At 68.7% G+C, this 24,486-nt stretch carries 21 protein-coding genes and 1 pseudogene; 8 read left to right on the top strand and 14 right to left on the bottom strand.

Features of this window, described 5'->3' with window-relative positions; all coding sequences use genetic code 11:
* Window positions 1–35 precede the first annotated feature (35 nt).
* The gene (locus tag OG371_RS27495) at window positions 36–1,004 is read left to right on the top strand and encodes an AsnC family transcriptional regulator (RefSeq protein WP_329058100.1); all 969 of its coding nucleotides are present in this window, start codon (window positions 36–38) and stop codon (window positions 1,002–1,004) included.
* A gap of 205 nt (window positions 1,005–1,209) precedes the next feature.
* On the opposite strand, the gene OG371_RS27490 is transcribed toward OG371_RS27495, so the two are convergent.
* From OG371_RS27490 to OG371_RS27460, 7 genes are all read right to left on the bottom strand, one after another.
* Window positions 1,210–2,316 (bottom strand): FAD-dependent oxidoreductase, encoded by a 1,107-nt coding sequence (locus OG371_RS27490; protein WP_329058099.1) that lies wholly within the window; start codon window positions 2,314–2,316, stop codon window positions 1,210–1,212.
* Complete coding sequence (locus OG371_RS27485; protein ID WP_329058098.1) at window positions 2,313–3,584, bottom strand: thiolase family protein; 1,272 nt, start codon at window positions 3,582–3,584, stop codon at window positions 2,313–2,315. The genes OG371_RS27490 and OG371_RS27485 overlap by 4 nt, the downstream gene beginning before the upstream one ends.
* Window positions 3,581–5,134 carry an acyl-CoA synthetase gene (locus tag OG371_RS27480; RefSeq protein WP_329058097.1) on the bottom strand — a complete coding sequence of 518 codons (1,554 nt, stop codon included), beginning with the start codon at window positions 5,132–5,134 and terminating at the stop codon, window positions 3,581–3,583. Before OG371_RS27480 ends, OG371_RS27485 begins: the two co-directional genes overlap by 4 nt.
* A 51-nt stretch (window positions 5,135–5,185) precedes the next feature.
* A complete protein-coding gene (locus OG371_RS27475) occupies window positions 5,186–5,809 on the bottom strand; it encodes a hypothetical protein (protein ID WP_329058096.1) in 624 nt (207 codons plus the stop codon).
* A 67-nt stretch (window positions 5,810–5,876) separates the two neighbouring features.
* On the bottom strand, window positions 5,877–6,212 hold the full coding sequence (locus OG371_RS27470) for a hypothetical protein (protein WP_329058095.1): 336 nt from the start codon (window positions 6,210–6,212) through the stop codon (window positions 5,877–5,879).
* A gap of 27 nt (window positions 6,213–6,239) precedes the next feature.
* Window positions 6,240–7,160, bottom strand: coding sequence for an aldo/keto reductase (locus OG371_RS27465; protein ID WP_329058094.1), 921 nt, complete (start codon window positions 7,158–7,160; stop codon window positions 6,240–6,242).
* A gap of 29 nt (window positions 7,161–7,189) precedes the next feature.
* Window positions 7,190–7,822, bottom strand: coding sequence for a nitroreductase family protein (locus OG371_RS27460; RefSeq protein WP_329058093.1), 633 nt, complete (start codon window positions 7,820–7,822; stop codon window positions 7,190–7,192).
* A gap of 298 nt (window positions 7,823–8,120) precedes the next feature.
* On the opposite strand from OG371_RS27460, the gene OG371_RS27455 reads away from it, so the two are divergent.
* The gene (locus tag OG371_RS27455) at window positions 8,121–9,161 is read left to right on the top strand and encodes a LysR family transcriptional regulator (protein WP_329058092.1); all 1,041 of its coding nucleotides are present in this window, start codon (window positions 8,121–8,123) and stop codon (window positions 9,159–9,161) included.
* 194 nt (window positions 9,162–9,355) lie between these two features.
* Window positions 9,356–10,084 carry an SDR family oxidoreductase gene (locus tag OG371_RS27450; RefSeq protein WP_329058091.1) on the top strand — a complete coding sequence of 243 codons (729 nt, stop codon included), beginning with the start codon at window positions 9,356–9,358 and terminating at the stop codon, window positions 10,082–10,084.
* A gap of 128 nt (window positions 10,085–10,212) precedes the next feature.
* On the opposite strand, the gene OG371_RS27445 is transcribed toward OG371_RS27450, so the two are convergent.
* A complete protein-coding gene (locus OG371_RS27445; protein ID WP_329058090.1) occupies window positions 10,213–11,160 on the bottom strand; it encodes an SMP-30/gluconolactonase/LRE family protein in 948 nt (315 codons plus the stop codon).
* 40 nt (window positions 11,161–11,200) lie between these two features.
* Window positions 11,201–12,061 carry an SDR family oxidoreductase gene (locus tag OG371_RS27440; RefSeq protein WP_329058089.1) on the bottom strand — a complete coding sequence of 287 codons (861 nt, stop codon included), beginning with the start codon at window positions 12,059–12,061 and terminating at the stop codon, window positions 11,201–11,203.
* A 127-nt stretch (window positions 12,062–12,188) separates the two neighbouring features.
* Between OG371_RS27440 and OG371_RS27435 the strand changes: the two genes are divergently transcribed.
* Window positions 12,189–12,593 carry a winged helix-turn-helix transcriptional regulator gene (locus OG371_RS27435; protein ID WP_329058088.1) on the top strand — a complete coding sequence of 135 codons (405 nt, stop codon included), beginning with the start codon at window positions 12,189–12,191 and terminating at the stop codon, window positions 12,591–12,593.
* Between the two features lie 36 nt (window positions 12,594–12,629).
* Here OG371_RS27435 and OG371_RS27430 read toward each other — a convergent pair whose 3' ends face one another.
* Window positions 12,630–13,658 (bottom strand): MBL fold metallo-hydrolase, encoded by a 1,029-nt coding sequence (locus tag OG371_RS27430; protein WP_329058087.1) that lies wholly within the window; start codon window positions 13,656–13,658, stop codon window positions 12,630–12,632.
* A gap of 102 nt (window positions 13,659–13,760) precedes the next feature.
* Between OG371_RS27430 and OG371_RS27425 the strand changes: the two genes are divergently transcribed.
* Both OG371_RS27425 and OG371_RS27420 read left to right on the top strand, forming a co-directional pair.
* Window positions 13,761–14,384: a TetR/AcrR family transcriptional regulator gene (locus OG371_RS27425; RefSeq protein ID WP_329058086.1), complete on the top strand. Its 624-nt coding sequence runs from the start codon at window positions 13,761–13,763 to the stop codon at window positions 14,382–14,384.
* Between the two features lie 17 nt (window positions 14,385–14,401).
* Window positions 14,402–14,638 (top strand): annotated as a pseudogene (locus OG371_RS27420) (epoxide hydrolase N-terminal domain-containing protein); the annotation flags it as partial.
* A gap of 87 nt (window positions 14,639–14,725) precedes the next feature.
* Here the strand turns inward: OG371_RS27420 and OG371_RS27415 are convergent.
* Window positions 14,726–15,454: a TetR/AcrR family transcriptional regulator gene (locus OG371_RS27415; protein ID WP_329058085.1), complete on the bottom strand. Its 729-nt coding sequence runs from the start codon at window positions 15,452–15,454 to the stop codon at window positions 14,726–14,728.
* A 105-nt stretch (window positions 15,455–15,559) separates the two neighbouring features.
* Here OG371_RS27415 and OG371_RS27410 point away from each other — a divergent pair, with 105 nt between their 5' ends.
* The gene (locus OG371_RS27410; protein ID WP_329058084.1) at window positions 15,560–16,447 is read left to right on the top strand and encodes a DUF7666 domain-containing protein; all 888 of its coding nucleotides are present in this window, start codon (window positions 15,560–15,562) and stop codon (window positions 16,445–16,447) included.
* A 255-nt stretch (window positions 16,448–16,702) separates the two neighbouring features.
* On the opposite strand, the gene OG371_RS27405 is transcribed toward OG371_RS27410, so the two are convergent.
* Entirely contained in the window at window positions 16,703–17,962 is a 1,260-nt protein-coding gene (locus OG371_RS27405) for an alpha-L-rhamnosidase-related protein (protein ID WP_329058083.1), read from the bottom strand.
* A gap of 542 nt (window positions 17,963–18,504) precedes the next feature.
* On the opposite strand from OG371_RS27405, the gene OG371_RS27400 reads away from it, so the two are divergent.
* Window positions 18,505–20,595, top strand: a complete 2,091-nt coding sequence (locus OG371_RS27400) for a hypothetical protein (RefSeq protein WP_329058082.1) — start codon at window positions 18,505–18,507, stop codon at window positions 20,593–20,595.
* A 70-nt stretch (window positions 20,596–20,665) separates the two neighbouring features.
* Here OG371_RS27400 and OG371_RS27395 read toward each other — a convergent pair whose 3' ends face one another.
* Both OG371_RS27395 and OG371_RS27390 read right to left on the bottom strand, forming a co-directional pair.
* Window positions 20,666–24,052, bottom strand: coding sequence for a glycosyl hydrolase (locus OG371_RS27395; protein WP_329058081.1), 3,387 nt, complete (start codon window positions 24,050–24,052; stop codon window positions 20,666–20,668).
* Between the two features lie 12 nt (window positions 24,053–24,064).
* On the bottom strand, window positions 24,065–24,457 hold the full coding sequence (locus tag OG371_RS27390) for a hypothetical protein (RefSeq protein ID WP_329058080.1): 393 nt from the start codon (window positions 24,455–24,457) through the stop codon (window positions 24,065–24,067).
* Window positions 24,458–24,486: the final 29 nt, after the last annotated feature.

Below are 24,486 nucleotides of genomic sequence, written 5' to 3'. Positions count from 1 at the left end.
CGGTACGCTACCGTGTCGAAGTCAAGGAGGTTCACGTGCCCGAACTCGACCCGTTGGACAAGAGGATCTTCGGACTGCTGGCCGAGAACGGGCGCATGTCCAACCTCGAGGTAGCCGCCCAGGTCGGCGTGTCGGAGAAGACCGTGCGCCAGCGGATCCGCCGGCTGATCGAGCGCGACGGCATGCGGGTCGGAGCCACCATGAACCTCCCGGCGCCGTCGCGGCTCATCGTCCTGGTGCGGGTCGAGTCGGGCCAGCGGTTCGCCGTGGCCGACCGTCTGGCGTCGATGCCCCAGGTCGACGAGGTCCACCTGACGACAGGGGCCTACGAGCTGATCGTCCTGGCGTCGTTCGAATCCGACAGCGAGGCTCTCGAGTTCTACGTCCGCCACGTCGAGCAGGTACCTGGAATCGAGGAGTCACTCTCGACGCACGTCGTCGAGACGATCACCCTCGGCACCGCCGGTCGGTCGGACCACGTCAAGCAGTTCGACGAGCAGGCGTCCCGGGCCGGCAGCATGGCCGAACTGCTCGACCTCGCCTGCGACGTGGCCACCGCGTCGCTGGGCGCCGACCGGGTCCACGTGTCCGCCGGGAACGTCTGGGCCGCTGATCCGACGCTGTCCCCGTCACCGTCCACGATGCGCTGGCGCGGTCTCTCGTCTCGCTACGTCGAGGAGATCCTGATCAAAGGCCAGACCGAGGGAGTCGTCCTCCCCAACATCGTCAAACACAACCAGCACATCTTCGTGGCCGACGCTCAGACCGATCCGATCTTCCGATCCGCGACCGACCTCGTCGTCTCCGAAGGATTCCACAGCTGGCTGGGCATGCCGGTGTGCCACGGCGACACCCGCCACGGCACCCTTTGCCTGTACTGGAACACCGTCATCGCCTACCGCGAGGACCTGGTCCGCCAAGGCCAGGAACTGGCCGACACCCTCGGCAAGCACCTACCGCGCTTCTCGCCCGAGCCGGCGGAGACTTCGCCGGTACCGGCCTGAGGTTCCTGCCCTCGTCCGCACGGGGGCGCGCACGGGTTCACGGCCCGACCGTCGCCGGGCGGTGTACCGCGGCCAGACGAGCAGCGCCGGAGCGGACGGGCTGCCGGGTATCCCGCTCGGCTTGTGCCGGACTCCGCTTCATCGGGGACACACCGGCTCCGCTTGATACGTGACGCTCCCCGCCCTCGGATCTGCTTCCCGTTCATCATGCTGCGGTGTTGTTCAACCAGTTCAAGTAGCGGGAGAAGAGTTCCACGTAGGACGCCGGGGTCGGCGCGGTGGCCATGGCCTTGGCGTGCCGGCGCACCTGCCGATATCGGGCCATGCGATCGGTTTGGTAGCTGTCCAGTGCCGAGGCGATATCGGTTCGGCCGAGCCGGTCGCCGAGCACATACGCGTCCTCGATGCCCAGTGAGGCACCTGATCCGATGTGCGGGGACATGGCGTGTGCGGCGTCCCCGGCGAGCACGACACGGTTGCTCTTCCAGCGTGGGATCTCCGGTACCACGGCGACCTGGTTGTCCAGAACCGAATCTTCCGGGGTGGCCAGGACGACCTCGCGCAGCACGCACCGGGCAGGTCCGTCGTGCAGGTTCTCAACCCTCGCAACGGCTTCCTGTTTGGGGCTTCCGGCGAACTCGCCGGTGACACCGAACTGGGCCAGCACCCAGAAGCAGGAACCGTCGGCGAGCCGCATGACCGTGCCGCGGGTGCGGTGGTGCCCGATAGTCGGGTAGCCATCGCCGAGATCCCCGTCGAACGGCAGTACCGCCCGCCAAACATGGTGGCCCTCTTCGTCGTAGTGGCTCTCCGAGCCCGGAATGAGCCTCCTGCGCACTCGGGAGTTCAGGCCGTCGGCGCCGACGAGCAGATCCGCTCGCTCCTGGTCACCACCCGCGTAGTGCACAACGATGCCGGCCTCGTCTTCGGTGTAGTCGACTACTTCCCTGCCGGTGCGGATATTCTCTTCGCCGACGGCGGAGACGAGTAGCGCGCCGAGCCGTCGGCGGTGCACCACCCGCCCCGGCGGCATGTCGCCTACGTCCAGCACGGCACCGGAGGGGTCGCGAAAGCGGTCGAAACTGAGTTCGGCCTTGATCTCGGACAGCCGTGGACCGAGCCCGAGACGTTCGAGCTCGGTGATCGTGTGCTGCCAGATTCCGAGCCCGGCACCGGTCTGCCTGACCTGCGGTGCCCGTTCTCGAACCGCGACCTCGAAGCCCGCCCGGCGCAGCGACAGCGCGGTACTCAACCCGACTATGCCCGCACCGGCCACGATCGCCCGGCCGCGCGCCCTCACACCGTCGTTCACGAGGGAGCGCCGAGAATCGTCACCGCGGAGACGGCGTTGTCGTGACCGATGATCCCGCCGCCGTTCTCCGCGAGCCCGACCCGCGCCCGGGGCAGTTGCAGCGCCTCGGCTTCGCCACGCAGCTGCAAGGCGACCTCGTTGAGCATCATGATTCCCGATGCGCCGATCGGATGACCGCGGGACACGAGACCTCCCGACGTATTGACCGGGATCGTGCCGTCCGGTGCCGTCGCGCCTGATTTCGTGAATGGTCCGCCCTGCCCTCGGGCGCAGAGGCCCAGGTCCTCGACGAGAAGGATTTCCGCTATCGAAGTGGCGTCGTGCAGCTCCACCAGGTCCAGGTCCGACGGCCCGATGCCTGCCTTTTTGTAGGCGCGTTCGGCTGCTCGGGCGGCCGAGCGGTCATCCTCGAACAACGACCATCGCCGGCCACCGCAGGCGGCGTGTCCGAGAATCGGCAGCGCACGCTCGCGCACGGCGCGGGGTTGTGATTCCAGGTACGCGCGTGAGCACACCAGGACGGCTGCTGCCGCGTCACCCGTCGGGGCACACATGGCACGGGTGAGCGGCTGGGTGACCATTCTGTCGGCGAGGACCTCCTCGATGGTCATCGGGAAGCGGTACTGGGCCCGGGGGTTGTTCACGGCGTTGGTGTGATTCTTCGCGGCCGCGGCGGCGATCTGCTGGTCTGTGGTCCCGAAGGCCTGTTTGTGCGCCTGGGCCCACAGGGCGTAGACGTCCATGGCGACCGACCGGCCTTCTTCGCCGGGATCGAAGCTCACGTCGAGTTCGGCGGCGAGCTTGCGATGCGGGGCGTAGAAGTATTCCGGGTCAAGCTGGCCCGCGGTGCCTTCGATCCATGCGAGGATGTCTTGCCGTGGCCGTGTCGGATGGTTCATTTTCTCGGCGCCGACAGCGAGCGCGACCTCTGCTTCGCCGGACAGGACGTCGCTCACGGCCCCGAAGAACGCCATCGTCCCGCTGGCGCATCCGGCTTCCACGTTCTGGATGCACAGACCGTGCGGCAGCACGCCTTCATCGGACAGCGGGGTGAGGACTTCTTGGCCGCGGCACGCACGCTGGCCCCAGAAGTCCATCAACACGCTCGAAAACCACACGCGCTCGACGGGCAACGCGGTGAAGCCGGCGTCGTTGCCGGCCCCGATGACCGCGTTGCGGCACAGGTCGAAGAACGTTTGGCCGGGAAAGCGGCCGGCGGGTGTACTTGCGATGCCCAGAACGAAAACGTCCCCGCTTGAAGTCATCATGTGCCTTTCGTGGCCGCGTCGGGCCGGTACGGCGCGCTCAGCACGCGCTTGTCGATCTTGCCCGTCCCGGAGGTCGGGAGAGCGTCGACGAACTCCACGCTGCGCGGCGCCTTGTATCCCGCTATCAGCCCCTTGGCGTGCCCGCGGATCGCCTCGGCGGTCGGCGTCCGCGCACCGGGTTTGAGCACCACGACCGCGTGCACCCGCTCGCCCCAGCGGTCATCCGGGATCCCGATGACGGCACACGCGGCGACGGCCGGGTGCTTGACGACGGCGTTCTCGACCTCGGCCGCGTAGACGTTCTCGCCTCCGGAGATGATCATGTCCTTGATCCTGTCGGCGATGAAGAGGTAGCCCTCGTCGTCCATGTAGCCGCCGTCGCCGGTGTGCATCCATCCGTCGCGCAACGCCATGGCCGTCACTTCGGGCTTTTTCCAGTACCCGAGCATCACGTGGTCACCGCGCACGACGATCTCGCCGGCCGTGCCGCGTGGCACCTCGTTGTCCTCCTGGTCGACCACACGCACCTCGGCGTGCGCCGCGACGCGACCGGCCGAACGCAACCGTGATCCCTGGCGATGGTCTTCCCCCGACAGCATCGTGGCCACCGGAGCGAGTTCGGTCATGCCGTAGCACTGCACGAAGTCCGCTCGGGGGAAGGCGTTCATCGCCCGCTCGAGCAGAACCTCGGTGATCGGCTCGGCGCCGTAGACGATGACACGCACGCTCGACAGGTCGTGTCGCGCCAGCTCCGGGTGGTCCACCAGCATCTGGATCATGCTGGGCACCAGGACGACATTGGTGACGCGGTGTTCGTCGATGGCTGCCATGACCGTGGGTGGATCGAAGGCGGGAAGCACCACGTGCGTGCCCCCGAGCATCAACTGAGCCACCCACATCGCGAGGTCGGCGAGGTGGAACATCGGCGCGACGTGCAACGTACGCCCGTGTGGAACGACGAAGGGGCAGGTGGCCTGGCTGCCGAACGCGGAGGTCAGGATGTTGGCGTGGCTGAGCATGACCCCCTTCGGGAACCCCGTCGTGCCACCGGTGTAGAACAGGCCGGCGAGCGCGTGGCCGCCGCGCATCGAGTCGGCGAGCGGCGCGGTCCCGGCGATCAGATCTTCGCAGCCGAGGGCGTCGTCGAGCGGCGGCGGCCCGTCGCCCAGGTAGATCACGGCACGCAGGCCCTCGTAGCCCGGGCGCAATGCGGCAACCATCGGGGCGAACGTGTCATCGACCAAGAGGATCTCGGTTTCGGACTCCGCGAGCGCGTAGATCATCTCGGCCGCGCTCCAGCGGAAGTTGACCGGGTTGATCACGCCGTTGGCCCACGGCACAGCCAGGAGCGCCTCGAGGTATCTGTCGGAGTTGTGCGACAGGATGCCTACCCTCTCGCCGTCGACCACTCCCAGCTCCCGGAGCGCTCCGGCCAGCCGGGCAACCCGGTCGGATTGCTCGGCGAACGTGCGCACCCTCTTGCCGCAGATCGTGGCGGGCGCGTTCGGGTTCTGCTGGAGTGAGCGGTGCAGCCCCTGAGTCAGGTACACGGTTCTCTCCCTTCCGCCTTTGGAAGGCAAACCTCGATGAACTGAATTGTGTCAGTGTTCGTGCCGGGGCTTTGATACGTTTGCCAGCGCGGCGATACGCTTCCGCACGTCTTCCATCGTTCCGGACGGCTCCTCGCCCTGGCGGCGAGTCACATGGAATTCCGTGACGACTATGGTGCACGGCTCCTCGGAGATCACTTGCCACCTGTGGTTCGAACCACAAAAGACGGCCACGTCACCCTGCTTCAGGATTTCGCGGGTTCCATCGGACGCCTCGAGCGCGATCGTTCCGCTGACAACCGTATCGATGGCAATACTGTCGTGAGAATGAAAACACCCAAAGCCGGGTCCGTCATACCAATGGATCCCGCTGGGCTGCGCATCGATGAGCTTCTTCTGATCCGGGGCCGCCGGCGACCACTTCATCTCGGCCAAGTGTGACAGCGGGGGGAAGTGCGCGCCGAACACGCGCAGTCCGCCAGGGTTGGCCAGCACACTGCGAACCCGGTATGGCTCATCCGGATAATAGGGCAAGGTCGGGGCCTCGTCGTAGCCCCAGATGAACCCGGCACCGAAACCGTTCGGGTCCGTGGAATCGATCTCCGCGATTTCGAACTTCGATATCCCCGTCTCGACCTCGCCGAGCAAGACCCTTCGCCACGGAAGAGTTCCCATGTCTTTTGTCTCCTTTCGTTCGATCGCGACGGCCCCCGCCCTCGAGGGGCGTGCTCGAGTCGGTCAGTCACCAGATTTGGTGCATGACGTCGACCTTGACGATGAACATGTCATCAAGAAGTTCCACAGGAAGCCGGCCGGAGGTATCCGTGGCTTGGTGCTCCGCCCTTACAGCGGCAGCTTCAGGAGAATCCATCAAACGTTTCTCGGCGACATCGAACTCGTCGCTGTCCCCTTCGTGACTGACTGCCCACACGAACTGGTTCGTGGATCGGTCCACGAAGGCGAAGAGCACGTCGAACCCATACTGTTGCCGCAAGGGGATAATCAAATCCCAATGCTTGACGAAGTTTTCCAGCTCGTCCGACTTGACCTGATAACGGCGAAGCTGCACGGTCGCCATGAACCGATCATCCTTTCCGAATTCCGATTACGACGATGACGCGCCTGCCTGAGGCTGCGCGGCCGGGACAAGACCGTCGAGGACGGCCATCGCCGAATCGTCGAGTTCGACGAAAGCCGACGCCACGTTGTCCCGGAGATGGTCGACACTGGCGGTGCCGGGGATGAGCAGCGTGGAGGGATCGTGCGCGAGCAGCCACGCGAGTCCGACCTGGGCGGGTGTGACGTCAAGCCGGGCGGCGATGTCGAGCACAGCGGGTTCGGCCAGGACGTTCCGGCTCCCGGGTGTGGCCGAGCCGAGCGGGAAGAACGGCACCCAGGCGATTCCGTTCTCGCGGCAGAGCTCGAGCACCGGGTGGTCGGCTCGGTGGAGGAGGTTATAGAAGTTCTGGACGCACACGATCCCGGCGGGCAGCGCGCGGCGGAGCGTGTCGGAGTCGACGGAGCTGAGGCCGATCGCGCCGATCTTGCCCTCGTCGCGGAGCGCGATGAGCTCGGCCAGCTGGTCGTCCACATCGACGATCTGGTCGTCCGGGATGGCGAAGCCGCCGGTGAGGCCGTGCTGGACGCTCCGGATGTTGACCACGTCGACCTGGTCGACACCGAGGCCGAGCAGGTTGTCTTCCACCTGCTCGCGCAGCTGTTCGGGCCGCTGCGCGAGGTCCCTGCCCTCGCCGTTGTGCACGGCGCCGACCTTCGAGACGATCACGAGGTCGTCGCCGTACGGCGTCAGCGCCTCTCGGATCACCTCGTTCGCCGTGCCGGGGCCGTAGAAGGCGGCCGTGTCGATGTGGTTCACGCCCAGTTCGACGGCGGTGCGCACCACGTCGATCGCGGTGTCGCGGTCGACGGTCGGCCGCCCCGGCAGCTCCCCCAGCTGCATCGCGCCGAAGCCGACGCGGGTGACGTCGCGGCCGGCCATCGTGCACGTCTGCATCGTTTGAGGCATGTCTGTTCCTCTCGGTCGGTGAACGCCGGTCACCAGGTCTCGAAGTGCATGACGTCCTCGATCGGCTTCCGCTTGAGCGGGCCGAACGGGCGGGCTGCCCACCCCACCGCCATGGTCACGCCGATGATCTTGTGGTCCGGCACGCCGAGCACCGCTCGGACGCCCCTCGTGTTGAGCGTGTGTATGCCGGTCGGAGCGACCCCCAGGCCCATCGCCCGTCCGGCCACGAGCATGTTCTGCGCGGCCCCGTAGACGGCGGCGAACTGGTAGCGATCTTCCTTCGGGTCGCCGGGAACCCAGGACGATGCGCAGATGAAGATGAGCACCGGCGCGTCTCGAAGGGTGGTGAGCAGGTGCGATCCACCGTCGTACATGCGGCGCTTCACCGGGTCGGTGACGCCCGCCGTCCGAGCCTTGACGCCGTCGAGCGCCGAGATGTCGGGAATGATGGTCTCGTGCAGACGCGCACGCTGTTCCGGTGATGTGACCACGATGAAGTCCCAGAGCTGGGAGTTCTCCGGGGTCGACGCCCGGGTCCCGGCCCAGATCAATTTACGGATCACCTCGTCCGGGACCGGCTCCTCGGTCAGCCAGCGCATCGTCATGGCCGAGCCCATCGCTTCGAACACGTCCACGGTCTGCACGTCGATGTCGTCCGTCATATCGATCTCCTGTCGTCCGAATATCGGCGCGTTAGGTCGACTTTCGGAACGTACAAGTTCGACTTTCGATCGTCAAGAGCTCAGCCGTCGAATATCGACGGGTCTGACGTCGTTACTCGGCCACGACCGAGCGCTGACGCAGGCGTGGTCCAAGGTCCTCGCCGTGCTCGACCTGCAGGTCGCAGAGCCGTGCCGGTTCGAGGCGAGCGGCCGGTGGGCGATCCGGTTCGACGGTTGTCCGTTCTTCCGCTCCAAACCTGCGACCAGCTGATCCACCGCCGCATCGACCACCACCAGGATGATCTACTTCACGCCACCCGAGTGCCGTCGCAGTACTAGCTCATCGGCAAACGCCGAGGCGCCGCGAGCCGGACACGTCATCTCCACCGGCTCCTTCTGCCACCCAGCTTCCGCGCGGGCGTCGACATCGAACACTTCTCCTTACCCAGAACCGCGGCAGGCCGCGCGGCTGCTGCACTCGTCGCAGCCCGCCGTCTCCCATCAGCTCGCCATGCTGGAACGTGAGACCCGGACGCTCCTTGTGCGTCGCGAGCGTCGCGGCGTCATATTGACGCCTGCGGGGCGGGCCGCTGTCGAGGACGCCAGGCGAGCGGTCACCGCCGCCGCAGCCGCGGTCAGGTCCGCCCGCGCGACCGGAGAGGCGGCCGGCGGGACGCTGCGGCTGGCTTGTGCGCAGAGCCTGTGCGTGCCACTGGTGGCACCGATCATCCGAGGGTGGCACGAACGTCACCCGGAGGTGCTGATCACCCTGCGGGAATCCGCCAAGATGGCCGAGCTGGTCGGATTACTCGACTCCGGAGAGGTCGACCTTGTCCTGGCACCCGCTCCCGTGCCCGACCGCATGGCGGCCACGGCCATCACGGTGGCCGAGGAAGAGATCGTGCTGACGGCACCGACCGGTCACCGCCTGGCCGAGCAGCCGACCATGCGGGTGGCGGATCTCGACGGCGCCCCGCTCGTGCACTTCGCACCGGACAACGGTCTCAGTGCGTGGCTTGACCGATCGCTGGCCGAGGCCGGAGTGCGCCCGGAGCCGGTGATGAGAACGTCGGTGACCACCGCGGCGCCGCAGCTCGCGGCCGCCGGCCTCGGCGTTGCGGTATCACCGATCAGCGCGGTCAGCCCCGGATTTCCCGGAGCCGTCAGATCGTTCTCGCCGCGATGGTTCAGGCAATTGGTCGCACTGCGGCCCGCCAAGTCGGAACCGCTCACCGACCGGTTCGTCGAGGACGTGCGAACCCGCGGCGTACACGTACCCGAGGACATCCGAATCCAGCTCGCCGCGGAGGACTCGCGGCCGCGACCATCTCACCGGTGACAACCGGGTGACCTGTGGGCAGCATTCGAATAGTGGATGACCAGCCCTCAAATCTTCGATGCTGCCGTGGGAACAGCGGGGGATCGCCTGCTTGTTGGAGTTTCTGAGTCCACACGCTGAGGCAGCGACCGTGTAACGACAGATTCGGTGCACGTTCGACCGTTCAGTGACGTCTTATTCGAAAGGTCAATGAAATGTCAGAGGCACCTCTGCAGGGTAAACGTGTCGTGTTGATCGGCGGCACGGCCGGCTTGGGGTTGGCCACCGCGCACGCGACGGTTGCGGCCGGCGGGGAGGTCGTGGTGGTGTCCAGCCGGCAGGCCAAGGTGACCGAGGTGCTCGCCGAGCTGCCGGCCGGTGCCCAGGGTGAGACCGTCGACGTGCGAGACGAGGGTGGGGTCAAGGCCCTGTTCGATCGGATCGGCCCGATCGACCACCTGGTGTACACCGCCGGTGAGCCGATGACACCGGCCCCGGTGCTGGCCACCGAGATCAGCGCAGTGCGGCAGTTCTTCGAAACCCGCTTCTGGGGTGCTTACGCCTCGGTCAAGTACGCCGCCCCGCACATCCGGCCCGGCGGCTCGATCGTGCTCTCCAGCGGTGGCTCCTCCCAGCGTCCTGGGCCTGGCTGGGCGGCGGCGTCCAGCGCACTGGGCGCCATGGAAGCATTGGGCCGGGCACTGGCGGTGGAGCTGGCGCCGATCCGGGTCAACGTGGTGCGGCCCGGCATGGTGCGCACCGAAATGTGGCGCGAATACCCGAAGGAGGTGCGCGCGGAAATGTTCCACTCGACCGGCGAGGCGTTGCCGGTCGGCCGCGTCGGCGAGACCGCCGATGTCGCGCGCAGCTACGTCCACTTGATGGAGCAGGAGTACGCGACCGGAAGCATTGTCACCGTCGACGGCGGCAGACTGCTGCTCTGAGCCTCGGCGTGGCTTCACACCGGACAGCTACACCACCGAAGCAGGCGTCGCCACGGTCGACCGGCCTGCCGCGGGTCTGACCTGGCGCCGAGCACGCCTCAACCGCTCGCTGCAGACCGGCACCGTCCTCATCGGAGCGGCAGGCTTTCGAGGGTGAACACCGGGCTGGTCAGCGGGGTGCCGTACAGGTAGGTGTCCATCTGGGAATTGGTCACCAGCAGCCGGTCCCCGCTGACCGCGACGCCGGTCGTGGTGTCGGCGCCCGGGTAGGTGCGTTCGGAGACGACGGTGGCCCGGGTGGCGTCGGCGGAGAGCCGCACGGTGTCGACCTTGTTGTCGACCGAGCGGGCGATGTAGAGGGTGTTTCCGCGCAGCGCGATGCCGTCGGCGCTGGGCAGGGCCGGTGCGTCGATCTTGCGGAGTTCGCCGGTGGCGAGGGTGATCCGGTAGAGCGCGCCGCTGTACCAGTAGCCGATGATCAGTGACTTGCCGTCGGGGGTGGCGACGATGCCGTTGCCGTTGGACTGGCCGGCGGTGTAGTCCGGCAGGTGGTAGGCCACCTGCAGGGTCCGGTGGGTGCCGGTGGCGGGGGCGTGTACCTCGGCGGCCGGGATCCGGTAGACGACGGCGCGGAAGGAGTCGGTGATGTAGACGTCTCCGCGGGGTGTGACGGCGGCGTCGTTGACGAGGGTCGGTTCGCCCGTTTCCGGGACGGTGTAAGCGGAAACGAGTTTCCCGGTGGCGGTGTAGGTGTAGAACCGACCGGTGAAGGCGCCGGCGACCAGGAGGCGGTCGCCGGTGATCTTGATCCCGGTGGCCTGGGTGCGGCCGTCCTGACCGGCGGGCAGGAACGGGTCGAGGGTCTTCGCCCCGGTGCGTCCGCGGTAGACGGTGCCGTCGCCGATGCTGGTGGTGTAGACGTACCGGCGGTCGGCCGCGACGCTTTCGGGAAAGGCGTCGGTGCCGTTGATGGTGACCGGGTGTGCCCTGCCTTCGTGGGCGGTGGCGGGCGCGGCGAGGGCGACCAGTGCGGCCGCCGTGGTGGTGAGGGTGAGCAGCGCGGTGCGAGTGGACATCGTGGGTTTTCCGTTCTGGTGCGGGGAAGGGTGGCCGGGGTCAGCGCAGTGCGTCGGCGACCACGTCGGCCAGGGACGTGGTCGGACGCTCGATCAGGCGGCTCAGGTCGCGGGACCCGGTGAACAGCTCACCGCGCCCCAGGCCCAGGTCGGCGTCGGCGAGGACGTTCGCCAGCTCGGCGGGCAGCCCCGCGCCGAGCAGCGCCTCGACGAGCTGGTCTGCCGGAAGATCGTTGTAGGCGATCGGTTTCCCGGTGGCGGCCGAGATCGTCGCGGCGAGCTCGGTGAGGGTGAACGCGTTGTCGCCGCCCAGCTCGTACACCGCGCCGGCGTGGCCTTCGGTGCTCAGCACGGCGGCCGCGGCCTCGGCGTAGTCGGCCCGGGTCGCGGCACTGACCCTTCCGTCGCCCGCGGCCCCGATGACCGCGCCGTGCCGGACGACCGAGGGCAGGGAGGCGGTGTAGTTCTCGAGGTACCAGCTGTTGCGCAGCAGCACGCTGGGGATGTCGCGCTCCCGCAGGTACTCCTCGGTGGCGCGATGGGTGGCGGCGAGGATCGTGGTGGCCGTGTCGGCGTGCGCCATGCTCGTGTACACCACCAGGGACACGCCGGCGGCCCGCGCGGCGTCGATGGCACGCCGGTGGTGGGCGACGCGTTCGTCCACCGGGGCCGAGGCCGAGATCAGGAGCAGCTTTTCGGCTCCGGCGAAGGCCGACTCGAGGCTGTCCGGGTCGGCGAAGTCGGCCCGGCGCACCACGACGTCGCGGTCGGCGAGGTCCTTGAGCGGCGTGAGGTCCCGGCCGGTCGCGACGATCCGTGCGGCGGGAATCCCGCGGCGCAGCAACGCTTCGACGGTGAGCCGGCCCAGCTGGCCGGTGGCTCCGGTGACGACGATGGACACGGGCGATCCTCTTTTCCGCCGCGGCCCATCCGCGGCACGGCTCCACCATGACGCCGTGGCTTACCGTCGGGAAGTAGCCACCTTTTGGTAAGGTAGCCACCCGCCGGAAAGGAAAGAGGTGGATGCGGTGACGACCGACAACGCTGTGACCAGGACGACAACGTCGTGGGATCCGTATGCGCGCGGCTGCCCGTCACGGGATCTGCTCGACCGGATCGGCGACAAGTGGTCGATCCTGGTGCTGGGTGAGCTCGGCAAGGAGGGGCCGTGCCGGTTCACCCAGCTGCGCAACCGGCTGTCGGGCGTGAGCGAGAAGATGCTCACCCAAACACTGCGCGCCCTCGAGCGCGACGGCCTGGTCCGGCGGACGGTCTACCCGGCGGTGCCGGTGCGCGTGGAGTACGGGCTGACTCCGCTGGGCGAAACCCTGCGGGTGCCGCTGAAGGCGCTCACGGAGTGGTCGGTGCAGCACCTGCCGGAGGTTCTCGCCGCCCACGACGCCTACGACCACCGCGACGAGCACGCCGGCTGACGTCCCGTCGCCGAGCCGGCAAGACTTCTCCGAGCCTTACGCCGCCCGGCCGGTCGGGCCGAACAGGATGACGCTGCTGTACCCCTCCATCGGCGCGAACTCCGCATGCGTGCGGCCGAGCTGGTCGATGAGGTAGTCCCAGCCGGCCGCGACGTCGTCGATCGCCTTCATGTTCGTCGTGAGATGACCGGTCACCGGCGTGAAGAAGTCGTTCCAGTGCAACGGAACGAACAGCATCGGCCGCACTTTCGCGACGGTCTGCGCGTAGAACTCGCTCCGGAACGCCGCATCCTTGCCCACGCTTCCCGCCGTGCCGCAGAACATCGCGTCCGCCCGGACATTGTCGAGCGCGCCCGGCAGGTACCCCGCGGATGCCTTCACCAGCAGCGAATGCGTGCCGTACTCGACGAGGAAGTCGAACGAGCCGCCTTCGAGATAGTCGCCGGCATCGGCGGGCTGGCGCAGCGGCTGCGTGATCGGGGTGCCGTCGCCGCCCTTGGTGCCGGGGGAATGCTTCGACGCCAGCACCGTGACGGCGAAGTCGCCGATCTTCACCGGCCGCCCGACCTCGTAGGCCCGCAGCTGTGCCTCGGGGACGTCGCCGCCGCGGCCGATGTTGAGAGTGGACGGAGAGCCGTGCAACGTCGCGTTCGCGCGCCGGGCGATGTAGGCCGCGTCGAGGGCGTGGTCGTAGTGGGAGTGCGAGACGAAGATGCCCTTGATCCGGTCGGCGCCGACCCGGTCGAGCGTCGCCTCGACCTTCGCCGGGTCCGTCCGCAGCTTGCCGAAAATGGCTGTGCTGAGCGAAATGTCGGTGATGAAGGCGTCGAAGAGCAGCTGCGTCGTCCCGTCGTCGACCAGCAGCGTGGTCGTGCCGAGGAAGGTGACGCGCACTTCCCCGGGCTGCAGCGCCCGCTGGTCGTCGACGAGGTGCTCGGCGTAGTCCGCGACGTCGCCTGACGGCGTCAGGAAACCGAGATAGCCACCCGTGCCGGCCGCGGCGACAACGACTCCGCCGATGCCCGCGGCCCGGGCGAGGACCTGCCGCCGGGTCAGCTTCTTCATCCTGCTCCCTCCAAAGTTGGCAGTTTCTGCCACCTTTCGACCGTAGCCGATTGTGGCAGAAACTGCCAACTTTGCTAGGCTGGCGACGTGGAGACAAACGAGATGCTGGGGCGGCGGGCGGCGAACGCGGCCCGCAAGGAGGCCGCCGTGCGCTTGGCGGCCCTGGAGCTTTCCGAGCAGGTGGGTTACTCCGCGGTCTCCATGGCCGACATCGCGCAACGCTCCGGCGTCGCGGAACGCACCGTGTTCCGCACCTTCGGCAGTAAAGCGGGGATCTTCTGGCATGACCCGTTTCTCCAGCGCCTGGTGCACCACCTCGATCCCGCCACCGCCGCGCTGGATCCGCTCGCGGCGGTGTCGGAGTCCGCGGCCGCCGCGGCCCGGGAAATGACCCGGCAGGACCGCGATCTCGAGGCACGCCGCCGCGCGCTCATCCTGAGCGAACCCGACCTGCTGGGCGTCGGAACCCAGTCGATGGGCCGCGACATCGGCGAGCTCGCCCGGCGCATCACACCCCCGGACGCCGACGCCGAGCAGCAGCGGCGGCTGTCCCTGTTCGCGCTCTTCGCGGCGATGGCTCTCGCGTTCGTGCGCATGGCCCCGGACAAACCGGTCGACGACTGGATCACCGGCCTCCACGAGGCGCTGTCCCTCGCGGCATTCGGTCCCCTGACCGGCACCACGAACCATTCACCGAAAGGTTCGAGACCCAGACCTCAAGTGTGAGAATGAGTAACCGAAGCCGTGACACCGTCGACGGGCTGGGCATCCACTTCCTGCACGTCCGCTCCCCGGAACCGGACGCGTTCCCGCTGATGCTCAGGCACGGCCGGCCGGGCTCGGTACTCGAATTCCTGGAGATCCTCGGCCCACTGACCGGCCCGCACGCGCACGGCGGCGACCCGGCGGACGCCTTCCACGTGGTCGCGCCCTCGTTGCCCGGCTACGGCTGGAGCGACAAGCCGCCGACGACCGGGTGGCCGCGCCGGTCGGCGCGACGTGGCGGACACGCGGAACGGCTATGCGAGGTACCAGGTCGGATCCGGACCTTACGAGTTCCGGGCTGGTCAGGAGAGCGACGCGGCCGCCCCGGCCAACAGCCATTCGAGACCGAGTTCGAAGCTCGCCTCGGCATCATCGTCGTACAGCAGCTCGGAGACGCCGGTGCCGGCGAGATGGGGAAGCTCGCCGGCATCGATCCGGGTCTGGACGTACTCCGTGGTGACCTTGCGGCGTGCGGCGTTCACCTCGTCCGCGGTCCGGCGGCGGATCCCCCCGGACAGCTGGGCCTGCACGTGGCCGAACGTGAAGGTGTCGACCGCGAGGACGAGTGCCCGACGCACGGCACTGTCGGCGTCGAGCCCGCGGACCGCGGCCGCGGATTCGTCCAGGCGCTTGAGCGAGGCCGGGCCGATCGGGCATCCGGCGTCCCGGGTGGCCAGGAGCCAGGGGTGACGCAGGGCGGCGGCCCGGTTGTATCGCGCGCGCATCCGCAAGGCCTCGCGCCAGTCGGCGGGGACATCGCCCATGAGCGTTTCTTCGACCGCGGCGTCGTGCATGAGCTCGAGCAGGTCGTCCTTGCTGCCGATGTGGGTGTAGAGGCTCATCGGGCGGGCTTGCAGTTCGCCGGCGATCCGGCGGATGGAGACGGCGTCGAGGCCTTCGTCATCGGCGACGGCCATCGCCGCTCGGACGATCCGCTCGCGGGTCAGCGGCCGAGACTTCGACTCCTGCTGGGACTCGCGAACCCAGAGTGGCTCGCTTCGGGGCTGGGCGGGACGACGCGGCGCGGGCACTGGGTGAGTCTAGCGAAGCCATGACGGTCTGGCGATACAGCGTACGAACTCGCGATACGCTGTACGGTGAGAGTGCGGCACACCGCGTACCCGCCGGAGGAAACAATGTCGATCATCGAGTGCTACCGGTTCGTCAGGGACGATTTGACCTCGGCGAACGGCAACCTGTCCTGGCGCATCGGGGAATGGAACGAGGTGAGCGGGACCATCGTCTGCTGCGCCCACGGCCTGCACGCCGCGCCGACCCCGCGAGACTCCGTCCGCAACGTCTACGGACAGCGCTGGTTCGCAGCGGAAGCCAGAGGCGAAACCTCCCACCAGGGAACCAAGTTCGCCGCACGCGAGATGAGGCTCGTCGAAGAGATCCCGCCCGACGTTCTGCGACACTTCGCCGTCGGCTGCGCGAAACGCAGTTTCGGCTACCTCGAGCAACGACACCCGGTGGACGCCCGGATCCGCCAGTGCATCGAGGTCACGGAAGGCTTTCTCGACGGCGCGCTCGGGGAAGACGACCTCCGGGAAGGACGCCAGGCGGCCGGCGCGGTCATCGCCGATCCGGCTACCGGCCCCGACACCGGACGCCTCATAGCCGCGGCCATGGCGGCGTCCCAGGCCGCCGACGGGGATGCGGCGTCATGGACGGCCGCCGCGGCGGGAGCCGCCCACGCGGCCAACCTCGCCGCGGACGCCATCGACGCGGCTGCCGCCCTCACGACCGCGTACGCCGAGATCCACAATGTCGCGAAAGGCTTTGCCGCCGCGAACATCGCGGAACAGGCCGCCACCGCCGCGCGCACCGCCGCGGCATCCGGCGCTGTCGCGCACGCCGCGGCTGTCGCCGCGGCCCGCGGCACCTACGCACCGGACACCGCCGCCGACGCCTACTTCGCAGCCTGGTCCGCGACGACCGTACGCCCCGCCGACTATCACTACCTGGCCCAGAACGCGCACCTGCTCGAGCTGATCGCCGGCACACGAGCAAAACAGGCCTGATCGACGCGGCCCAAGGCTGATCCGCGATCCTCGAAAAATTGTTCTGTGCGGCCGCGACGACGATCCGCACCTGGGTCGTGGTCACCGACGCCGGGAACAGGATCCACTGGTAGACCGCCGTGTTGCCGGTGACGTGCACCTGCTCGGCCCACTGGGCGCCGTCTCAGGTCTGCGCGGTGAAGTCGGTCGGGACACCGTCCGGGTGGGACGCCAATCCGACACCGGTCAGCGTGGTCGCGGCGGGCGCGGTGACGGTCACCGTGTCCGGGGGTACCGGCCGTCGGTGTCGTCGTTCCAGAACGTCGCGAGATCGTGATCGATCGCATTCGACGCCACATAGGTACGAGTCGCGCCGTTGACGACGTTCGGCGCGTGCTCACTCGACGCCGCGGCCGTCGTGCCGCTCGCCCAGCTGCCGAACACGGGCACGTTCACGGTCGTCTTCGCCTCTCCCCCGAGAGGTGCCTTCACGGTCAGCGTCACCGGGTACAGTCCGCTCTTCACCCCGGCGGGCACGGTGATCCGCACGCTGCCCGGCGTCTCGGACGTGGCCGGGGTCAACGGAATCGCGGCCGGGGTGGCCGTCACGGTCCAGCCCGCCGGGACCTGGGCCCCGAGCGTCGCCTGACCGGCCACAGTGGACCGTCCTTCGACGACCACCGGGATGTCACCGCTGCCGCCCGCGGTGATGGCCGGGGGTGTGCCCGTGGTGAGCGCGAGCCGGGTGAACGGCGTGCGCGGCGGCGTCACGGTGAACGTGTAGTCGCCCGAACCGGCGGTCAGGGTGAGCGTCTCGTCGTCGGCGCGGCCGACCGTCAGGCCGGGGTCGGGCTGGGCGGCGTGGCCGTCGGCGAAGACCGTCCGCCCGTTCTCCCGCACCGACGACTGCTTCCCGCCGAGCAGCGGCAGCCGGATCGTCGCCTTCGCGCCGACCGGAACCGTCGCGTGGTAGGTGAGCGTGCTGCCGTCGCGCTGCCAAGAACTCACCACGTTGCCCCGCACGGTCTGCTGCTGCGCCGTCACGTGGGCGAGGTTCCCGGCGACGGCCGGGGCGAGCGTGAACTCGCGCCAGCCGGGGCTGCCGGGCTGGACCCCGGCGAGCTGCTGCTGGAACCACTGGCCGATCGCGCCGCCGAGGCCGATGTGGTCCTTCGACGACGTGCCGTCCGACGCCGAGGAGTTGTCCCACTTCTCCCAGATGGTCCCCGGGCCCTGGTTCACCATGTAGCCGAAGCTCGGGCAGTCGGTGCGCTGCGCGATGGCGAGCGCGACGTCGTTGCGCTGGTACTTGCCGAGCGCCTGGAACACCAGCGTGGTGCCGACGAACCCGGTCGTCACGTGGTTCTGGTGCGCCGCGACGTCGGCGACCAGCCGGTCCACTGTGGACTGCTCACGGCCCGCCGGGACGAGCCCGAACACGAGCGGCAAGGCGTAGGACAACTGCGTCCCGGTGCCGGAGACGCCGGTCTCGGCGGAGTAGTCCGTGCGGCCGTTGACCGGCGCGCCCGAGGGCAACGAGGGCAACCTGTCCCGCGAAGGAGCGGGGCAGATATTTCGGCTCGAGCCCTGGACGCTCGCACCTGTAGCGCATACTCTCGTCACTGCGTCGATATGAAACGATTCAACCAATGCTCGAGGGCTGCGCAATCCCCAGGGTCGGCGTGTCGGCACCCCGGATCCCGGAGGTGCGTCGCGGCGCAGCCCGTCCACTGTGGAAGAACATCACACCGAGGTGATGATCAAGCGTGAAAAGCGACCTGACGGACAGATCCGGCGTTCGTCCGCGGCAGGGCACCCCCGGCGATCCGGCGCTGTCCAGGCTGTGCGGGACGGGTCGTTCAGCAAACTCCGACCGGCCGAGGCGATTGGGCCACGCCGCCTTCGACGACGGGAAGGCGCCTCGAGTGGCCGGCGTACCGCGGCGCCCGCCCACTGCCGGACACCGCCTCTTCCCGCGCTACGGCAACGACTTCCGCTCGGTCTCGGGCGCGATCGAAGACCACCGTGCGTAGGCACAGTGATCGCCGGGCCCAGGCCCGATTCCGACAGGAGCTGTTATGAACCGCCCGATCCGCACACCAGCCGAGCCGGCATCGATCGACCGCCGGACCGCCTTGAAATCCCTCGGCGTCGCGGGGTTCGCCGCCGCCGGGCTGCCGCTTCTGGGCGCCACACCCGCGAACGCGGCGGGTACCGGCGCGTCCGTGCCGATCGACTGGAACGGCCCGAGCAGGGTGTCCAGATCGACGCCGACGCTCCAGGTCGTGGTGAACCCCAAGATCCGGCGGGAGTCGCCGATCCATGACCGCGTCTACAGCGCGCTGCGGAGCCTAGACACCGACTACGTGCGCTTCGTGCCCTGGTACCCCTACCCGAAGCTCGGGGTCGCCGAGCTGGAGCCGCCGGCCGGCGGCCGTACGAGCTGGGACTTCTCGCTCCTCGACCCGCTCGTCGAGGACTTCGAGAACGCCACCAGGGGCCGGTCGCCGATGCTCAACTTCAGCACGATCCCGGAATGGATGTGGCTGCCCACCGCGTGGGCGCTCCAGGGCGGCGCGTTGCGCGTGATCGGCGGCGGCAACGGCCTCGCGGCGAGCGGGACGGACTGGACCGACTACACCTTCGCCGTCGACGTCACGCCCCTGGGCACGGGCTCGCAGAACGGGCTGTCCTACGCGCAGGCGGGATGGCTCGTCCGGATGCAGGACACCGGCAACGGCTACGGCTTCCTCCTGTCGAACTACCCTTACGGCTCACCGGCAGCCCCGGGGTACATCGTCTTCGTCCTGTTCAAAGGCGGCCAGGTCGCCAGTGTCCAGCCCACCGCGCTGCCCTTCGCGGTCGAGCCCGGCCGGACCTACCAGGTGCGGACGACAGCGGCCGGTGCCGACCTCGCCGTCACGGTGAACGGCACCGAGGTCCTGACCGTGCACGACAGCACCTTCGCCTCGGGGACGGTCGGCTTCCGCGAGTACGGCACGGAGTCGGCCACCTTCGACAACGTCGCCGTGACGGCGGCTACCGGCGCGACGCTGCTCACCGACGACTTCTCACGCGATCTGTCTCGCTGGGCCGCCCCCACCGCCTATCCGGCCGATCCGGACGAGGCGGCATTCGGCTACTCGCAAGGCAATCGGCTCGCGGTCTCGCCCGGCGTCGTGGCCGACTACTACAAGCGCCTGGTCTCCTGGTACACCGCCGGCGGATTCACCGACGAGTACGGCGTCTTCCACGCCTCACACCACCACTACCCACTGCCGTACTGGGAAGTGCTCAACGAGATCGACTTCGAGCACGCCATCAGCCCGCAGGACTACACGACGCTGTACGACGCGATCGTCACCGCGATCCACGAAGTGTCACCGCACACGAAGTTCGTCGGGCTGGCGCTCGGCAACGCCGCGAGCCTGGACTACTACCGGCACTTCCTCGACCCGAAGAACCACCGGCCGGGCATTCCGCTGGACCTGATCAGCTACCACTTCTACGCCCAGCCGAACACCGCCGACACCGCAGACCAGTACGGACCCGACGGATTCGCGCAGGCGGACGGATTCCTCGCGACCGTCGGACAGATCGAAGAGATCCGCAAGGCACTCGCACCCACGGTCCGCACGACCGTCAACGAGCTCGGCACAATCCTCCCGGCGTCGTCCACCCAGACCGATCCGGCGCCCATCCCGGACGCGTACTGGAACTTCTCCGGCGGCATCTACGCCTACGTGTTCGCCCGCCTCGCGCTCATGGGCATCGACATCATCGGCGAAAGCCAGCTGGTCGGCCATCCCGGCCAGTTCCCGTCGGTCTCGATGCTGGACTGGACGACCGGCACGCCCAACGCCCGGTACCGCGTGCTGGAACTGATCCTCGACGAGGTCAAGCCGGGCTGCCGCCTCGTCGAGATCCCGGGCCAGCCGTCCTCCGGCAGCCTCTACGCACTCGCGATGAAGGATCACGGGCGCCGCAAGGTGCTGGTGATCAACAAGACCAACGCGCCGGTCGAGGTCAGCCTCGACGGACTGCGCGGAGGACGGGTCAGGATCGTGGACCAGCGGTCCGCCGGGGGGCCGATCCGGGACGAGCGGAACCCGGACGGTGCGATCACCCTCGGCGGATACGCGGTCGCCGTCGCCGTACTCGCCGGTTGAGGCCAGTCGAAGCGAGTCCCGGCCCCGTCCCGGGCACCCCACGGCTCAACGCGCGCCTCGGTGCCGACAGTCAAGGAGTAGCCACGAGTTCGGCTATCTGCACGTTGCGCCGCAGTGGATCCAGGGTGGCCGTGATCCGCAACCGCAGGAACCGCGCCTGTACCGGGGGAAACGTCGTTGTCGACGTGCCGCGCGGCGCGTTGGTCACGCTGCGGACGGTGGTCCAGTTCCGGCCATCGCCGGAAGCGTCCACGTCGAAGTCGCGCGGTCCGTAGTCGGCCTGCGGCCCGCTGCTCACGCTGACCGTGCCGACCTGGACCTTGTCACCGAAGTCGACGGTGAAGTCGACGGGGCGTTCCCTGGTCGGCCCCTGTCCGGTCGCTCTCCCCCGGGAAACCCAGAACGTGTCCTCTTTGCCGTCCACCGCTCTGAAGGGCGGATAGAAGTCCTGGCTCGCGGACCCGTACAGCCGAGGCAGCACCGTCCCGTAAGGATTCTGCGCGAGGTTACGCGAGTGGGCCAGCGTGGACGTGGTCGTGGCGGCCGGCCCGTTGTCCACGCCCGCGACGACCGTGAGCAAGCTCGTACCGGATTCGAGACCGGCATTGCGCACCTTGACAGTGACCACAGTGGACTCACCGCCGGCCAGGGTCACCCGCGCGGGCTCCGGAAACGCGGTGATGCCACCCGCCGCGGAGGCAGCGATCGTCACCGCGCACGAACGCGGCGACCCGTTCGTGACGGTGACCGCGACCTCGTTGTACCCGCCCCTGGCCAGCGGGACCAGCCGTTGCAGTGCTTCCGCGGTGAGGATCGGGTTGCGGCTCGCACGCGGGGTGAGGGTGACGGGCCCGATCAGTCCGTAGTCCATCCGCGGGCGCCCGGAGGCGTCGGTGCCCGGTGCGACCCGGACCGCGTTGAGCAAGGTGGACGCGACTCGGATCGAGACAGTGTTACGGCCGGGGCGGAGGTACGGGCCGACTTCGATGTGCCGCCGGTCAAGCTGGTTGACCGGCGGCAGATCACGGCCGTTGACCGCCACGCGAACGGTGTCCACGACCGCACCGACGTCCAGGTACGCGGATTTCACTCCGTGCCAGACGTCTCCCAGGGTGATGTCCGCGGTGTAGGTCCCGATCCCCGAAACGTCGGCCAGGTCCTCCGGATAACCCTTTTCCCTGGTGATCGACGTCCAGGCGGGCAGTGTGCCGTCGTCGCCGCTCGCGACCGTGACGGCGCCGAGCCGGGTTCGGGCGGTATCGCCGGGCTGCCCGCTGGGACCGGGAGTCCAGCTCTCCACCGTCAGCGTCCAGGCGCCGAGGTGCAACGGTTCCGGATTCCCGCCGCCGGCGGCGGCCGCCAGCATCGAGGGGACGGACCAGGGCGCGGACCGGCTGAAGGTGTGGTCGTCGCGAGCCGTGACCGCGACGACGGTGATGTCTCCGGCACCGAGCTCGACCGGCACGACGGCCGCGCCGTTGCCGGGGCGGGCGCCGGATGCCGGCGTGATCTCGCCCGTCCAAGCGTCCATCAGGTAGGGCTTACCGCGACCGGCGAGCCGCATCAGCTGCCGGACGGGCACACCGGTGGGGTTGATCAGCAGGTAGTAGTCCACTGACGGGGTGTGGCGGCGCAGCGACAGCAGTGGACCGGTTCCGCCGATGGGCGCGGCAGCCGGTTCGATGGAGAAGGCCTGCAGCGCAGCGGGTAAGTCTTCGTCCTCGTTGACCGATCGGGTCGTCGGCTGTGCCATCAGCCGGCTGACGACATCGGCCAGCTGCTTGTCCAGCACCCCGGCGGGGTCGAAGCCGGGGACCTGGGACGGCGGGTCGCCCACCACCAGAACGGGTAGTCCGTCGCGGGCGAAGCTCAGCACCGTCTTGGCCGCCGCCACACTCATGGTCGACTGCTTGCGCAGGATCAGGGCACGGTAACCACCGCTGTCGCGGAACAGGACGCGGTCGCTCACGGTCGCGTCTTTGCGCATGATGTGGGCCGGAGCGAGGTACTCGTAGGTGTACCCGGCCGCTGCCAGCTCGGAGGTGGAGCGAAGCAGCGTGTCTCCGCCGACGCCGGTGGTCCACGTCCCGTTCATCCCGAAGTCGTGCCGGAACACCGCGCAGTCGAACCGGGCCACACCCTGGCGCATGGTGAGCTGAACTCGGGCGAGGGCGTCGTTGACGAACCGGTAGTCGGCCCAGTTAGGTCCGCCCTTGGGCCCCCAGGCCTCGGAGAAGTCGGTGTTGCCGCCGTAGCTCATGCCCGGCCACCGGCTTTGGGAGCCCGACCCGGGCGGCCCCGCGGTGAGGTAGGGGAAGCCGTGCCAGACCACCTGGGTGACCCCGCCGGCGAAGCCCAGGTAGATGGCGCGCAGCGCGGAAGTCGGTGTTCGGTCGCCGCCGGCGGTCGTCGCCCACACCGTCCTCTCGAAAGCGCAGGCTTCGCTCGAAATCACCGGAACTCCGGAAAGGTGGGCTCCCGAAGCGACCACCTTGTGGTCCTCGATGTTGCTGTAATCGGTGGTGTTGGCGCCGAAGGCGAGGGTTTCCCCTTCCGGCACGTCGATGTGCGACGCCGCCTCGGCGGTGTCGATCGGCGCGCCGTAGGGCTGGATCCGGGTGCGGAGCGACCGGATGCTCGCCCAACGCCGCAGGCCGTCGAGGTGGCGGGCGATGTAGAGGTCGCTGTGGGTCTGCCGGTAGTCGTGGCGGACGCGCGAACCGCTGCCGTCGTCGAAGTCGAAGAACTGCTCGCTGTCGGTGTTCATCCCGTGCTGGCCCGCCCCGGCGAGAGCGGGCAGGACCGTCAGGGGCGAGTATCCGCGGCGCGCGGTCCATTCTTCGGTGAAATCGCCGGTCCATTTCTGGGTTTCCCCCAGCTCGAGCGAGTCCTCGAACAGGTCGCTGCGCCCGGATCGCCGCAGCAGGTCGCGAACCGCCGGAGTGAGGATCTTCGTGTCGTAGAAGCCGGTGATGGCGTTGGTTCCGGCCGCGCTGAGGATGTCCAGCGCGTAGTTCGCCCCGGTGGGCGTGAAACCGGAGAGGGCTTGGCCCGTGGGGGCGTAACGGAAGACGATCAGTGCGTAGGTGTCGTTCTCGCCGCCCGGGAACGTGACCGAAAGGGCATCTTCGCCGGTGACTTCGGCGGTGACGTCGAGCACCGTGGAGCGGACCAGCAGCCAGGGCAGCGGCGAGGAATCACTGGTGCCGGGCGTGGTGCACCGGGCCACCAGCGCGGCGACCAGTGTGGTGTCAGCGTCCTGCGGCGGAGTGCGGTCGTAGTTGGTGGGCAACGGCCCGGAACGTGACGAGCCTCCCGGGTGGAACTCGTGCGCGAAGACCAGCATCTTGGACACGGCCGGGTCGTTGACGTCGGTCACCGTCGAGACGGTGGCCGGCCAGCGCGGGCCGATGGTCAGGTCGAGGCCGAGGCCTTCACGCTCGGCGGCGGCGAGCATGGTCTGGACCTTCTATGTCCACTTCGGCGTGCCGAAGCCGTACTGCTCCAGGAACGGGTTCTGGTCGTTGCCACTGCCCGCGACACCGAACGCCGCGACCTCCGCGCCACCCGCACCCGCCTCACGCATCTGCGCCAGCTCCGCGGCCAGTTCCGCGTCGTCGGTGTAGGCCAACGGCATCCACCACCGGTACTTCGGCCGGGTCGTGCTCGGCGGCGCGGCGAACAGGTTCCCGGTCAGCTCAGGCGCCGGATCGGCGCCCGGTCCCCCGCCCGGCCCGATGCCGGCGGCCGCGGCCGCCCCGCCCGCCTCGGTCATCGCCAGGATCCCCGCTCCGGCCATCCCGCCGAGCACGGACCGCCGGGTCACGCCGCTTTGCGGGCCGTGGTCCGTTGAGTCGCCCATTGCCACCCTCACCTGTCCTGGGGTCGTTG

It is taken from the genome of Amycolatopsis sp. NBC_01480 (assembly GCF_036227205.1).
Classification (GTDB): Bacteria; Actinomycetota; Actinomycetes; order Mycobacteriales; family Pseudonocardiaceae; genus Amycolatopsis.
Note: the sequence above shows the minus strand (reverse complement) of the source record. Positions and strands in the feature narration are given on the sequence as shown.

Bases quoted from the DNA above. Each gene is read 5' to 3' on its own strand.
- OG371_RS27485 (WP_329058098.1), bottom strand. From the start codon at position 3,584: ATGATGACTTCAAGCGGGGACGTTTTCGTTCTGGGCATCGCAAGTACA.
- OG371_RS27475 (WP_329058096.1), bottom strand. From the start codon at position 5,809: ATGGGAACTCTTCCGTGGCGAAGGGTCTTGCTCGGCGAGGTCGAGACG.
- OG371_RS27470 (WP_329058095.1), bottom strand. From the start codon at position 6,212: ATGGCGACCGTGCAGCTTCGCCGTTATCAGGTCAAGTCGGACGAGCTG.
- OG371_RS27465 (WP_329058094.1), bottom strand. From the start codon at position 7,160: ATGCCTCAAACGATGCAGACGTGCACGATGGCCGGCCGCGACGTCACC.
- OG371_RS27460 (WP_329058093.1), bottom strand. From the start codon at position 7,822: ATGACGGACGACATCGACGTGCAGACCGTGGACGTGTTCGAAGCGATG.
- OG371_RS27455 (WP_329058092.1), top strand. From the start codon at position 8,121: ATGATCTACTTCACGCCACCCGAGTGCCGTCGCAGTACTAGCTCATCG.
- OG371_RS27450 (WP_329058091.1), top strand. From the start codon at position 9,356: ATGTCAGAGGCACCTCTGCAGGGTAAACGTGTCGTGTTGATCGGCGGC.
- OG371_RS27445 (WP_329058090.1), bottom strand. From the start codon at position 11,160: ATGTCCACTCGCACCGCGCTGCTCACCCTCACCACCACGGCGGCCGCA.
- OG371_RS27430 (WP_329058087.1), bottom strand. From the start codon at position 13,658: ATGAAGAAGCTGACCCGGCGGCAGGTCCTCGCCCGGGCCGCGGGCATC.
- OG371_RS27425 (WP_329058086.1), top strand. From the start codon at position 13,761: ATGCTGGGGCGGCGGGCGGCGAACGCGGCCCGCAAGGAGGCCGCCGTG.
- OG371_RS27410 (WP_329058084.1), top strand. From the start codon at position 15,560: ATGTCGATCATCGAGTGCTACCGGTTCGTCAGGGACGATTTGACCTCG.
- OG371_RS27400 (WP_329058082.1), top strand. From the start codon at position 18,505: ATGAACCGCCCGATCCGCACACCAGCCGAGCCGGCATCGATCGACCGC.
- OG371_RS27395 (WP_329058081.1), bottom strand. From the start codon at position 24,052: ATGCTCGCCGCCGCCGAGCGTGAAGGCCTCGGCCTCGACCTGACCATC.
- OG371_RS27390 (WP_329058080.1), bottom strand. From the start codon at position 24,457: ATGGGCGACTCAACGGACCACGGCCCGCAAAGCGGCGTGACCCGGCGG.